Annotated in this window: 12 protein-coding genes; 11 read left to right on the top strand and 1 reads right to left on the bottom strand. The window is 36.0% G+C overall.

The features are described from left to right. Positions 1–337 precede the first annotated feature (337 nt). From J7W16_RS07950 to J7W16_RS07935, 4 genes are all read left to right on the top strand, one after another. Entirely contained in the window at positions 338–1,783 is a 1,446-nt protein-coding gene (locus tag J7W16_RS07950; protein WP_210596771.1) for a DEAD/DEAH box helicase, read from the top strand. A gap of 718 nt (positions 1,784–2,501) precedes the next feature. Then, on the top strand, positions 2,502–3,422 hold the full coding sequence (locus J7W16_RS07945) for an ABC transporter ATP-binding protein (protein WP_210596770.1): 921 nt from the start codon (positions 2,502–2,504) through the stop codon (positions 3,420–3,422). After that, a complete protein-coding gene (locus J7W16_RS07940) occupies positions 3,415–4,374 on the top strand; it encodes an ABC transporter permease (RefSeq protein ID WP_210596769.1) in 960 nt (319 codons plus the stop codon). Before J7W16_RS07945 ends, J7W16_RS07940 begins: the two co-directional genes overlap by 8 nt. Before the next feature lie 210 nt (positions 4,375–4,584). After that, positions 4,585–6,018: a sensor histidine kinase gene (locus J7W16_RS07935; RefSeq protein WP_210596768.1), complete on the top strand. Its 1,434-nt coding sequence runs from the start codon at positions 4,585–4,587 to the stop codon at positions 6,016–6,018. Positions 6,019–6,284: 266 nt separating this feature from the next. On the opposite strand, the gene J7W16_RS07930 is transcribed toward J7W16_RS07935, so the two are convergent. Then, positions 6,285–7,115 carry a MurR/RpiR family transcriptional regulator gene (locus tag J7W16_RS07930; protein WP_210596767.1) on the bottom strand — a complete coding sequence of 277 codons (831 nt, stop codon included), beginning with the start codon at positions 7,113–7,115 and terminating at the stop codon, positions 6,285–6,287. Between the two features lie 191 nt (positions 7,116–7,306). Between J7W16_RS07930 and J7W16_RS07925 the strand changes: the two genes are divergently transcribed. The 7 genes from J7W16_RS07925 (at position 7,307) to cls (ending at position 14,167) form a co-directional block, all read left to right on the top strand. Then, positions 7,307–8,185 carry a DUF8171 family membrane protein gene (locus J7W16_RS07925; RefSeq protein WP_210596766.1) on the top strand — a complete coding sequence of 293 codons (879 nt, stop codon included), beginning with the start codon at positions 7,307–7,309 and terminating at the stop codon, positions 8,183–8,185. Continuing rightward, the gene (locus tag J7W16_RS07920) at positions 8,182–9,909 is read left to right on the top strand and encodes an ABC transporter ATP-binding protein (protein ID WP_210596765.1); all 1,728 of its coding nucleotides are present in this window, start codon (positions 8,182–8,184) and stop codon (positions 9,907–9,909) included. The genes J7W16_RS07925 and J7W16_RS07920 overlap by 4 nt, the downstream gene beginning before the upstream one ends. Then, entirely contained in the window at positions 9,884–10,705 is an 822-nt protein-coding gene (locus tag J7W16_RS07915) for an energy-coupling factor transporter transmembrane component T family protein (RefSeq protein WP_210596764.1), read from the top strand. Before J7W16_RS07920 ends, J7W16_RS07915 begins: the two co-directional genes overlap by 26 nt. A 13-nt stretch (positions 10,706–10,718) precedes the next feature. Beyond that, complete coding sequence (locus J7W16_RS07910; protein ID WP_210596763.1) at positions 10,719–11,498, top strand: PHP domain-containing protein; 780 nt, start codon at positions 10,719–10,721, stop codon at positions 11,496–11,498. Positions 11,499–11,687: 189 nt separating this feature from the next. Next, on the top strand, positions 11,688–12,128 hold the full coding sequence (locus tag J7W16_RS07905) for a HEAT repeat domain-containing protein (RefSeq protein WP_210596762.1): 441 nt from the start codon (positions 11,688–11,690) through the stop codon (positions 12,126–12,128). 114 nt (positions 12,129–12,242) lie between these two features. Further along, on the top strand, positions 12,243–12,518 hold the full coding sequence (locus tag J7W16_RS07900) for a hypothetical protein (protein WP_210596761.1): 276 nt from the start codon (positions 12,243–12,245) through the stop codon (positions 12,516–12,518). 197 nt (positions 12,519–12,715) lie between these two features. After that, positions 12,716–14,167 (top strand): cardiolipin synthase, encoded by a 1,452-nt coding sequence (gene cls / locus J7W16_RS07895; protein WP_210596760.1) that lies wholly within the window; start codon positions 12,716–12,718, stop codon positions 14,165–14,167. Positions 14,168–14,180 lie beyond the last annotated feature (13 nt).

Genomic DNA, 14,180 nt, shown 5'->3' with positions numbered 1-14,180 from the left:
CATGTTAGGATCAAATGGGTCAACGCTTGCTTTTATGTCGGTCTCAAATAAAAACATGCAACTAGTGTTAAATGGTTAACTGAAGCATAACACATTATTCATTGAATACCTAAAATTATTTGTCAAAAAAATGAAAGTTACATAATGTATTCGTTTACATTATGAAAAACCTCTATCTGATTTAAAAATTACTAATAAGGCACTTATCTCAGCTATTCAAATATAAAAATCTTTACGTGCTATAATGAACCTATTCAGATTATGCATATGAGATGGTTCTCAATGAGAATCCTATACATACACATCGGATAATAAAAATATAAAATGGGGTTAACAGATGAGCGAAAAAACATTTACGAATTATCACTTAAGTGAAGAAATTACCAGAGCCTTACATGTCTTAAAGTATGATACGCCGACTGAGGTCCAACGAGAAGTGTTACCGAAAGCATTAGAGAAAAAAGACCTTATTGTCAAATCGCAGACAGGCAGTGGAAAAACGGCTTCATTTGCAATTCCTCTTTGCGAGATGCTCCAATGGGAGGAAAAGAAACCTCAAGTCCTAGTTTTGACTCCTACAAGAGAGCTTGCTGTTCAGGTAAGAGAGGATATTACAAATATTGGACGCTTTAAACGAATTAAAGCGATTGCTGTTTATGGTAAAGAACCATTTGCGAAACAAAAAGAAGAACTAAAACAAAAAACACATGTAGTTGTAGGTACACCAGGTCGTGTAATTGACCATATTGAACGTGAGACGTTACATTTAGATGAGGTTAAGTTTCTTATTATTGATGAAGCAGACGAAATGCTCAATATGGGATTTATTGAAAAAGTCGAATCGATCATTAAAAAGCTTCCTTTAAATAGAATGACAATGGTTTTTTCTGCGACATTACCTAAAGATGTAGAAACTCTTTGTCATAAATACATGAAAGATCCACAGAAAATCGAGATTGCTTCTACTGGAATTACATCGGAAACAGTAGAACATTCGTTAATAGATGTGCGAGAAGTGGGAAAGCTAGCATTACTTAAAGACATTACTGTCGTTGAAAACCCTGATAGTTGTATTATCTTTTGTAAAACAAAAGAACATGTTAACACTGTATTTTCAGAATTAGATGAAGCGGGCTATGCATGTGAGAGATTACATGGAGGCTTAGAACAAGAAGACCGCTTCGCTGTCATGGATGGGTTCAAATTAGGGAATTTTCGCTATCTCATCGCAACGGATGTAGCAGCAAGAGGAATAGATATTGATAATGTTTCTCTTGTGATCAACTATGATGTTCCACTCGAAAAAGAAGGGTATGTGCATCGAACAGGAAGAACGGGCCGTGCAGGCAAAGCCGGAAAAGCAATTACATTCGCGACGGTTCAAGAGTCAAAGTATGTAAAAGCAATTGAACGATATATCGGCTTTGAAATACCACAAATCGATATTCCATCCCATCATGAAGTTGCCAAAGGAAAAGCCGCATTTGAAGAAAAGATTAACGGTCGTCGCGTCGTTAAAAATAATAAAACAGCTCGAATTAACCAAGATATTATGAAACTTCACTTTAGTGGTGGGAAGAAGAAGAAAATCCGTGCTGTTGATTTTGTCGGCACAATTTCCAATATCCCAGGAGTCACAGCCGATGATATCGGAATCATTACAATCCAAGACACACTATCATATGTTGATATCCTTAACGGAAAAGGCTCTGTCGTATTACAAGCAATGGAAAACACCACAATTAAAGGCAAGAAACTAAAAGTAAGCCCAGCAATTAAATAAATTGAAAAAGAGACAGAGGGACCAATGTGGTTTAACTAAATAAAAAACCGAACAACAATAGAAAGTGTAGGAGTACCGCTACTGAAATATATTTTGCTTTCAGCGGGAAACAGTAAGCCTCCTCGACTTTCACGAGGCCACTGACAAACGCCCTCTTTTGAATTATTGTTTGGAGTGGAAAATAGGAGTACAGGAAAGATTATCTATACTATGGATAATCTAGACCTGTCTCCTTTTTTTTGTTTTTAAAATAGACCTTTTATGACAAATTTAATAAAGAAAAACCGTGCATATATTTGATTATTTATTTTCATCCAAAAAGTTTTGAATTCTCTTGATTTTCACTGTGAAGAGAAGAGAAATTCCATCATACCTTTCATCAAAGCGGACGGGATGGGAGGGCCGACTCCTGCAGGAAAAAAGGGCAAATGGAAATCCACTGGCGAAGCCAGTTAGTTCCATGCCCTCCTGCGGAAAGCGTGCCCCCCATCCCGGTAGCGTGTTCGAAGCACCTTTTTAAAGTCACTCTCTTTTCACCTATAACCTGAAAAAAGTTCTTTCCAGCTCTATTTTTACTTTGTTTTATTACAAAACAAGCTCTATCATTGAATACCGATTAATAGATTCTACTCTCTCTAAAAAAAAATTACCATTTTAAGGAACCTATTAAGAAGTGAATACGTAGATTACATGATTAAATTTAATGGAGGTGTTCTTTTTGACTAAAGCAGCAATGAAGCTTATTAATCTTAAGAAAACAATCGGAAAAAAGTCGATAATTAAAGGACTTGATTTCGAAATACAAACTGGCGAGGTCTTTGGCTTTCTAGGACCGAACGGAGCTGGGAAAACAACGACCATACGTATGATGGTAGGATTAATGAGCATAACGGAAGGCGATATATTAATTGATGGAAAAAGTATTAAGACTGATTTCAAAGGTGCGATTAAGCATGTCGGGGCAATTGTAGAAAATCCAGAAATGTACCCATTTATGAGCGGGAGGAAGAACCTAAAGCATTACGCTAGGATGATTGACGGTATCAATGAAGAGAGAATAAATGAAGTGATAGCCCTTGTAGGAATGGAAAAGGCGATCAATGAAAAGGTCGGGAGATATTCATTAGGAATGAGACAACGTTTAGGAATTGCCCAAGCTTTACTTCATCGCCCATCCATCTTAATTTTGGATGAACCTACAAATGGTCTCGATCCATCTGGTATAAGAGAAATCCGGAAATATATTCGGAATCTAGCTGAGCAGGAAAATGTAGCAGTGATTGTCTCAAGTCATCTACTTAGTGAGATTGAATTGATGTGCGATCGAATTGCTGTTATCAAAAATGGTGAATTAGTTGCAATTGAAGCAGTAAAAGAGACAAAAGATGAAACGAACCTGATAGAAGTACATATTGAGGCGACGCCATTACAAGCTGCAAAAGAATGCTTAGAAAGTGAAGCAGAAAAACAGGTTATTATAAATAATGATGAAATTGTTCTTTCAATTACTAAAGAAGAGACCCCTAAAATAATTGAACAATTAATTAAAAATGGTATCAGTATTTATAGTGTCAAAGTCTCGCAGTCTACCTTGGAAGACAAATTCTTTGATTTGATAGGAGAGAATACAATTGAATAATTTTATTAATTTAATTTTAAATGAACAAATGAAGCTATATGCAAAGAAATCGACATGGCTCATGATTGCTGTTCTAGCGATTATTGCATTGGCTGGGGCACTTATTACTACATTCATGGATGATGGAACATGGACGACGAGTGAGTATAGTAGTAACTGGCAGGAAGAGATTCGGGTAGAAAATGAACGTTTGGTTGAGGAATCAAAACAAGATGAGTTCATGGCTGATTTTAATGAGCAACAAATAGCGAGGAACAATTATCATTTAGAGAATAATATTAAACCAGAGTCTTATGATGGATGGACATATATGTTAGAGAATGTTGGGTTTTCATCCGTTATTAGTTTATTTACGATTATTGTCGCCGCAGGAATTATTGCAAATGAATTTAAGTGGGGAACAATTAAACTCCTTTTAATACGCCCTATTTCTCGAACTAAAATATTATTTTCAAAGTATGTCTCTGTATTAGTCTATGCTTTTACACTTCTTTTAGCCTTTTTACTGTTTTCGTGGATCGTTGGTTCATTATTTTTCGGTCTCAATGGAATGAACCCTATTATTATCCAGGAGCATGCAGATGGATTTGTTCAAACAAGTATTATTGCTCAAATAGTAAAAGAATTTGGCTTAAGCATGGTAACTCTTGTTATGATGGCAACATTTGCGTTTATGATTTCTACTATTTTTAGAAGTAGTGGAATGGCGATTGGTCTAGCAATTTTTCTGATGATGGCAGGAAATGCGATTGTGGCTTTCACTGCAACATACGATTGGGCCAAATATATTCTATTTGCAAATACTAACTTAAAACAATATATGGACGGCTCAACACCATTGATTGAAGGTATGACTCTTTCCTTCTCCATCATTGTTTTGCTTGTTTATTTAACTGCATTTTTAGTCGCCTCTTGGCTTGTGTTTACAAAGAGAGACGTTGCTGGACATTAGAATAATTCTTTTAAGACCATTTGAACTTTCAAGTGGTCTTTTACATGATTATTAGACAGATTACCTTTTTTTGCAAATTTAAATTTTCAAATATTTTATGTTCTTTTAAAAGATAAACTACTATAATACATATAAATCATTAAATAGGACGAACGTATGGGTAGTTCAGTTCCCTTAATTAAATTACTAGTTGTTTAAGGATGAGATTCAATGAGTACATCATTTTTTATTATAGCAATAGGCTGTCTTCCTATTGTATTAGCTCTAAATGTATTAAAAATGTATAAAGGCTCACCTTTAGCCATTGCTTTGCTTTTATTTATGATATCAATTAGTCTATGGCAATTAGATGTTAGTGTTCTATATCTAGAAGGAATATTACCAGAAGAGGCGATTTTTTGGTTGTTTCGATTGCTAAGGATAGGAGTAATAGCAGGAGTTCCCATTGCTTTTTATACAGCATATTTAATCTTGAAAAAACATACCGTTCCATTTAAAAAACATTCTTTATTAGGGTTTTTATTATCTATCTTTAATAAGAAAGCTTTATGGCTATTAATGGCATGGAGTGTTTTTATCTACGTTATCAATTGGTCTAATTGGGGGATTAAGGAGATAGAGTTAACAGAGGCGTCTAAATTGGGAACTAAGCTTTATTTTCCCATTTACGGTGAACTGCATTTTTTATTCCTTATCCATACGGGCAGTATCTTCTTTCTATTATTAGTCGTGTTATTTGTGACTAAGACAATACCAAATCAATACTTGAGATCATTCTTAACTACATTCTCCTTATGTGCCATTTTTTTATTTCTGACGGGCTATCTTAATTTTATCCCAGCAACTGGTGCTATTTTAGGCAGTATGGGAGTAGTTGTGTTTTCTTCTATCATTGTTTTTGCATTTGTGAAGATGAACACGCTGATGACAATTAACTACAATCGTTTAGTGGAGAGGCAAAAGAAATTAGACTATACAGGAGATATTGCAACAAGTCTCATTCATGAGGTGAAGAATAACTTACAAATTATTAAAGCATATTCGAAGTTGCTTCCGCGTTCATCACCATTACCTGAGGAAAGCAGACGTATGGTAAATATGATTGAAAAAGCATCTAATCAGCTTGAGGAATTGACGCAAAGCTATTCAGAGTATCTTCACACAAAGGCTATTGATTTTAAAATAACTGATGTAAGTAAGATTATTCAGGAAGCGATTGACATTACATCTAACCTAGTAGAAAACAATAGGGTTGAGCTCATCTTTGAAAATAAATGCACACCACTTAAGGCTTATGTCAGTGAGACCTATTTAAAACAAGTGTTTGTAAACCTAATTAAAAATAGTTGTGAGGCAATTGATGATGAGAATAAACAAAGAAGGATTACAATCCGTTCCCTTATAGTAGATGATCAAATAATCATAGATGTTATTGATACTGGTGATGGGATTCCTCTTGATCAGTGGGAATATATTTTTGATCCGTTCATCTCTACCAAAAAATCAGGTATGGGAGCCGGATTACCCTTTGTTAGGAAAATCATCTTTGAGCATCGCGGAGAAATTAAAGTAAGTCAAAGTAGCGAAAAGGGAACCACCTTCAGAATGATATTACCTCAATATGAACATAGTTACTTTCAATGAGATTGTTAAATAAAGAAAGGCTGGGACATAACTAAAGTGTTTAACTGAAATGCCGAACAAAGCAATCATGTAGCGGATGAAATATACGTAGACTCCTGCGGGATGAAAAAGCCAAAGGTGAGACCCCACAGTCGTAGACGAGGAGGCTCACCGGCTTCCCGCGGAAAGCGAAGTATATTTCAGGAGCGGTTTACGTCCGCTAACTATATTGTTCGGATATTCTATTAGTTACATCACTTTTGTCCCAGCCTCTTCTTTTGTGTAAATTAACGGGGCAGATCATTAGCATATCGTTTACGTAAATGACTTAACTGTTCTAGTTTTGCTAAATTTGCTTCCTTATTCCTCATCCCAAGTGAAATGATTAGATTTTCAATCATAAATGTGGGACCAATCATAGAATGAAATTCACGTGTTTCACCTCTACTCGCAAATAAGACAACGTCAGCGTCACTTGAGGATTCAAAGACAAGCTGATCTGTTATGATAATAGTTTTATACCCAATAAGTTTTGCGTGCTTCAATATGACGTTTGCTTCTGGAAGCAAACGAATAAACCCAAATAATACTACCGTATCTTCTTCTTTAACATGCGTAAGTTCTTCGAAAAGTTCACTTCCCCCTTTTTTTATTAGATGCATGTTCATACCGAATCTAGCCATGCGATAACTAAATAGATCCGCTAACCCTTTAGACGGTCCTGGTCCATGTAGATAGATCTTATCTGCTGAGAGTAATAAATCAACTGCTTTGTGAAAAGAATCGCTAGAAAATTGCTCCATTGTTTTGTATAAATGATCGACTGAATTCTTTAAAGTGTGGTATTGAAGTTCTTGTCCCTCTAATTTCCTCATCACATTATTCATTTTTGCTGCGGGAGAAACTTCGAATTGCAATCCGATCTTACTCTTAAACTCTTTTAAATTTTTATAGCCGACAGAACGCCAAAATCTAGAGACCGATGCAATGCTTACTCTTACAGCATCTGCTATTTCTTGTTCCGTTAATAGTAACACTTGGTTTGTATGCTTTTGAATGTAGTCGGCAATTTTACGTTGACTTGGTGACATTGCCTCTGTGTTCCAGTTGAAATTCATTAAAATGAAGCTCCTTTAAGTATGTTGTTGATCGTAGCATAGCAAATGAAAGTGAAAATAAATAGCGTTATGTATGATTTTTTACATTATGTTATAAAACGATAATTAATTTACAAGCTATTTACGCGTCTTCAATACTCACTTAACAGCAATACAATAGACTAAAGATACAAATTAAAGGAGGTAGAGAAATGAATAGTGTAAAAGAAAGATATGTGTTAACGCAATCACAGAAAATGATGGTCTTCATTTTATCGATGTCCTTATACGGTCTTTCCAACATGATTACAGAATTGGTTCCATCCGTTAATTTTGGCCCGCTTGAATTATCAATTGAATATTTTGCCTTTATCCCCTTAACATTATGTATCTTGTTTCATCCTTTGTATGCTGCAATTGGAGCATCACTAGGTGAGGTTATCTTTGGAGAAATTATGCTTGGTCAGTTTGGAGGGTTTGGGGAGTTAGAGAAGTTTATTGCCTTCTCGTTAGCAATGTTTATTGCGGGCTCGTTGGTTAGCGACCCTAAGAATAGAAGACAAGTCGGTATTGCTGCGATCACTGGTGTCATCATTCATCAAGCGATAAGTAGTATGGTTGACATTGGGAAAGTATGGATTGGGGTTGAAGAGTTAGAAGCTGTACCGGGGCTTGCAGAAAGCGTTCTTGTAATTGAGGGGTTTGCTTTTCTTAATGATGTTTTGTTTTCAGGCATTTTGTTTGCATTATTACCAACCTTATATTTAGTTCCTCGATTGTACGGCAAGATTGAACCATTGCTTGGGATGAAGCCAAGAAATAATTCAATCAAATTCTCAATGAAGGAGGTTGTCGCACCTAGGTTAATTGTCATCGGTATATTACTAGCTTGTGCTGCCTTTTTCTTTGAGTATTTATCAGAGGCTGGCTTTAATTATGAATGGGAAGCAGACTTTATTGATATGTTTGGTGGTTGGTTTATTTGGGTCAGTATTGGAGTAGCAGCTTTAGTCGCAGCTATTACAATTATTTTAATGACTAAGAATAAAAAGAAGGCTACGACGGATGAGAATGAGAGAATATCGGTATGATCGAGCAAATCACAATCGACAATGTCAATTTTCAGTATCCAGGTGGAGAAGATAAAGTCTTAAGGGACTTATCGCTTACAGTAAATAAAGGTGAGTTTCTTGCGATTATTGGAGGCAATGGGAGTGGGAAATCAACATTATGTAAATTGTTAAATGGTCTTATTCCGCATTATTATGTTGGTGATTTTTCAGGTAGAGTTGTCGTCAATGGTTTAGTTACGACGGAGCAGAAAGTAGCTGATCTATCACATCATGTCGGTTACGTATACCAAGATTTCGAAAACCAGCTTGTTTGTCCACGTGTACTGGAAGATGCGAGTTTTGCCCCCTTAAATTACGGCTACAAAGATTATAAGGCAAGAGGAAAGCGTGCGTTGCATTTAGTCGGCTTGGACGGACACAATGAAGAATTTATATGGCAGCTGAGTGGTGGCCAGAAACATCAGCTAGCATTAGCAGGGGCATTGTCTTTAGATCCAGATATTTTAATTATTGATGAACCTGTTGCACAGCTTGATCCTCATCATGCTGAAATGGTTTATAAAACGTTACAACAACTTAATAAGGACTACGGCAAGACAATTATTGTGATTGAACATCACACAGAATTTATCGCAGACTATTGTGATCAAGTCGTGTTAATGGATCATGGCCGAGTTCTTTGGAAAAAGAAAACAAGAGAAGCTCTTAGAGAGGTTGGTGAGCTCAAGTCTAGTAAGATTTATCCACCACAAGTAACACAAGCTGCATATCAATGGGCCGGGTATACAAAAGAACAACTTCCTATTAATTTGGCAGAGGCGATGGCATTTTTTCCAAAACAGGAGAATAGATCTTCAAACCTATTAGTGAATGAAGATATAAAAAATCACCATAACAAGAGTGAAATCGTTGAATTAAAAGATGTAAGTTTCTCATACAAGATGATTAATCGTTCAAGAAAGAAGGTCCTTAATGAAATTGATCTAACTATTTACCAAGGAGATTTAGTTGCACTTGTTGGTACGAATGGAGCTGGGAAATCTTCGCTTATGCGTTTGATGACAGGACTTGTTAAGCCTGAAACAGGAAATGTTACTGTGAAAGGCACGAACACCCGGAATTGTTCTCCAGAGAAATTGGCTGAGACTGTTACATACATTTACCAGAATCCCGAGGAAATGTTCATTGAAGACTGTGTCAGAAAAGATGTTGAGTTCTACCTGAAGGCAAGAAAAACACCTCATTATGAAACGACGGTTACTAAGGTGCTTGAACAATTCGATTTAATCGCGTTACAAGATAGAGATAGTCGATTGATGAGCGGTGGTCAACAAAGAAGAGCATCATTAGCTATTGGAGTTGCCATGAAACCATCGATTCTTTTACTAGACGAACCAACAGCAAATCTTGATATTGCAACTCGTAAGCATATTACGAAATTAATAGATTCATTGAAAGATCAAGTAGAGGCTGCTGTTATTGCGACTCATGATATGCAGCTTGTCGCGGAGTGGGCAAATCGAATCATTGTTTTACATGAAGGAGAGATTATTCATGACGGAAATCGTGATTCTGTTTTTAATAATGTAGAATTACTGGAACTTGCAGGTTTAAAGCCTCCGCAAATCTTGGAATTGAGCAGAAAGTTACAAATGTCACCACTTGCGTTCACAGTGGATGAATTTGTCTGCTCCCTAGAAAGGCAGGAGAAAAATAGTGGACTATACACGCAAACTATCTGAAAAGCTTTCGGTTGAACAAGTAAAGATTGAATTATTAAACACGGCATATGGCAATAGTCATACATTTTTGGCGAAGCTAGACCCTCGTACTCTATTTATTTGGTATTTATTTTTCGGAGTAGTTCCTTGGTTTATTCATAACGAGACGATCTTAGTTGGTTTACTTCTCTTTATGGTTGTTACAACTGTCATGAGTAAGGTTTCTCCATTACTTATTATGATCTTATGTTTAGGTTTACTAGGTCAGGGTGGGTATTTATTAATTGCTTCGTGGTTTTTTGGCGGAGATCTAAGTGTCGTTGTACCGTTGATTATTTTAACGATGAAGGTTTCAATTATTTCCTTAGCTAGCATGACCGTTTTCTGTTCAATGGATCCAGAAAAACTGAGTAATGGATTACTCCGGATAGGATTGCCTGGTCAAGTTTCATTTTGCATTGCATATGGATATCGAATGCTCCCTAGCCTATTAGAAGAGTATCACCATGTCTTCTTATCTTTTCGGTTAAGAGGAAAAGCACCTGAAAAACATGGATTTCTCTACTCAAGATCGATTGTATATTTTTCGAAAATAGCGGTTTTGTCTTTTTATCCTTTGCTCCTAAGCACAGCCAAAAGAGCTCGAACCACAGTTGAAGCACTAGAAATAAAAGGGAGCTTTTACGCATTCAATCACCCTGACGTAAAAAAAATCAAGCTGTCTCATTTAGCCTTTCGAACTCGAGATTATATGTTCTTACTGTTTTCAGCTTTGTATGTCATTACTTTATTCTTTATTGCAAATAGTTCTATATAAATAGGAGGCCAAAATGAGAATTGATTTTCATAGTCATGTAAAACTATCAAAAAAATCGCAATTTATGCCTGATTACTTTAGAGAGATGATGAAGGAAGCGAAAGCGAGTGGCTTAACAGCTTTGGCTATGACTGAGCATTTTAACACTAGCCGTTTTTTTGATATCTTTGATTTCATAGATGCAAATTATAAATATGAACACGGTTATTATCTAATTGATGGACTTAAGCTATTTCCTGGAATAGAAGTAGACATTAGAGAAAAGGGACATATTCTATTGATCGGCAGCCGTGATACCATTCTTCGGATCCGCTCTTCCCTTGAGAATCATTTAACAGAGGATACGTTCATCTCATTTGATCAGTTAATGAACTTGACTGAGAACGAGCACATCTTGAAAATTGGAGCACATCCGTTTCGAAAAAGTACACCTCTACATCATTTAGATCTCGGACAGCTTCGTTGCCTGGATGCGTTTGATCTAAATGGTAAGGACCTATATGCAGAAGATATGAGCATTTATCGTAGAAAGCTTGCAGACCTAGCCCAACAAGTAGGACTTCCGATCGTAGGTGGGAGTGATACTCATCACTTCTTGCAATATGGTAGTGTCTATAATGACTTTGACGAAGAGTGTTACACAGTTGAAGAATTAAAAACATTAATTAAGACTGGTAGCTATGAGGTAAATATTTCAGTTGACCTTGAAGTGAAGGTTAGGGCTGCAACAATAGTAAAAAAATTATTAAAAGAAAAGTTGGCAGATGGAAAGAAATTGACTTCATCAAAATGATAGTTAGCTGGGCTTTGTTTGCTAGTTGGAATGATTTAAGGGATGAAAGAGTGGCTCAAACAGTTTTGTTTAGAGTCACTCTTTTACTTGTTCTAAACCAAATTAGAGAAATAAGTATGTGTACAAGTTTTAAATGGTACAATAGTAATATGTTTGGACTAAGTTCTTTAATGAAGGGGATTGAATCGTTTGAGTCAGGAAACAAAACCAGAAGTACCAGCTAATTTAAGTCAATTAAAAAAATCAATTAATCGAGCAGCTAATTGGAGAGAACGTTTAGATACAGTTGAAGAGTTAGGTCAATGGAAAAGTAGAGAAACAATTGAATTACTCAGATACTGCATGGCAGGGGATGCTGTATTTAAAATACGAAAGGCTGCATTTCGGAAGCTAAGAGACTTAGGGGAAGACGTAAGCGAGCCTGAACGTAGCAATGATGAACCGATCAAAGGAACAGCTAAAACCTTGCTTCGAATCAAAAAAAGTTTGCCGAAAGATCATTCATATGAAGATTTCAGGGAAAAGGTTAAGAAGATGAGGATTGACCTGTATGATACGTACGAGGGTGAAAAAGGTGAAGAGTTTGATCAGTGGTTAAAAGAATCTTGGAATTCTATAGTTTTAAAATAAGATCAATGTGGACCAAATCAATCGATTTGGTCTCTTGCTTTTTAATAAGAAATAAATCACCAAAATTGGATATTTGACATAGATTAGATTAGAAAAGGAAAGGGAGAGAAGCAAATGAATTACAATTACCATCCTTATTACTACGGTATGACAAATTATAATGGGTACCCAACTAACTATCTGAATACACCTCAATATCCTAATCAAACAATGAATCCTAATCTTAATCAATTGCTAGTATATGGTCCATACCAGGAAGGTCCTGCATCACAAACTAGACCTCCTGAGTGGTATCAAAATTATGCATATGCTAATCCATATATTAATCCCTCCAATGTACCAGATATAGCCTATTATATGAATCCGCAATTTTTGCCAACTCCAAGGTAAAAGAGGCAGGGACCTATTTCAACAGGTAGAGGTAGAGCAAAAACTAGATTGTAGCTACACCTCTACCATTTGGTTGGAACTCGGTTTTCTTTGGAACTCGTAATATCGAGTGATTCATGTTATACATATACCATACAAGTCATCCTTAAATGGACAAGCAGTGAAACTTAGCAGTCATTACTGAAAAGGAGGTCAATATGGATATTTACTCAATTTTATTGACTTTATTATTTTTTATGAACATCTTGTTAGCGTCATTAATTATTTTCATGGAACAAAAAGATCCTCGGGCAACTTGGGCCTGGATTATGATATTGTTTTTTATTCCTTTTCTCGGGTTTGTCATTTACTTATTCTTCGGACAAAATTTAACAAGAAATCGGCTATTTCACTGGGAGGATATAAGGAAAGTGGGGATTGAGGGCTCGATCAAAAAACAAATGGACGATATGCAAGATCCTTCTTTCTGTTTTACTGGTGCTGAAGTCGAACGTTATCGGGATTTGATTTATATGCATTTGATGAACAATGATGCTCTTCTCACATCTGGAAATCAAGTAGATATTCATGTTGATGGCGAGGAAAAGTTCGCCCAGCTTTTAAAGGATATTAGTGATGCAAAAGTGTTCATTCACTTGCAATATTATATTTTTCGAAATGACGAACTAGGAAGTAGATTAATTAAAGCCTTAGTTCAAAAGGCGAAGGAAGGAGTAAAGGTTAGAGTCTTATATGATCAATTAGGCTCTCGAAAGTTGCGGAGGAAGGATTTTTCAGAGCTAATCGAGAATGGCGGAGAAGTGGGAGCGTTCTTTCCATCAAAAATCCCTTTAATTAATTTACGGTTGAACTATCGAAATCACCGTAAGCTCGTTAATATTGATGGCTATGTTGGATATATTGGTGGCTTTAATATAGGAGATGAATATTTAGGATTAAATAAAAAGTTTGGTTATTGGAGAGATACTCACTTAAGAATAAAAGGCCCTGCAGTTGATACGATACAAACAAGGTTTATTTTAGATTGGAATCAAGCATCGAAGCAACATTATATTCAATATGAAGACAGATATTTCCCGGTGAAATCACAAAATCACGGAAAGGCGACAATACAAATCGTTTCAAGTGGACCTGATTCAGAGTGGGAGCAAATAAAAAATGGGTATATTAAAATGATTATGTCCGCCAAAAAGTCAATTTATATTCAAACACCATATTTTATTCCTGATCAAAGTTTACTTGATGCTCTACGAATCGCATCCTTATCAGGTAAGGATGTTCGTGTCATGATTCCTAATAGACCAGATCATCCTTTTGTCTACTGGGCCACATACTCTCATGTTGGAGAATTGTTAAAGGTTGGGGCAAAGGTATATATCTACGAAAAAGGCTTTATCCATGCAAAGACAATCGTAATAGATGGTGAAATTAACTCGGTTGGCACAGCAAATATTGACATGCGAAGTTTCAAACTGAACTTTGAAGTGAATGCTTTTATTTATGATACAGAGGTATCAATGAAGCTCGTGTCCTTTTTCGAGAAGGATATGGAATATTCCAGAATATTAACACTTAAGCAGTATGAAAAGCGTTCAAGAATGATCCGATTTAAGGAATCGATATCAAGATTAATGTCGCCGATTTTATAGTTTTCTGATCATT

This window comes from Halalkalibacter suaedae (assembly GCF_017939705.1).
GTDB lineage: Bacteria > Bacillota > Bacilli > Bacillales > Bacillaceae_D > Halalkalibacter > Halalkalibacter suaedae.
The sequence above is the reverse complement of the archived record's forward strand: the minus strand, read 5'-3'. Positions and strand labels throughout refer to the sequence as shown.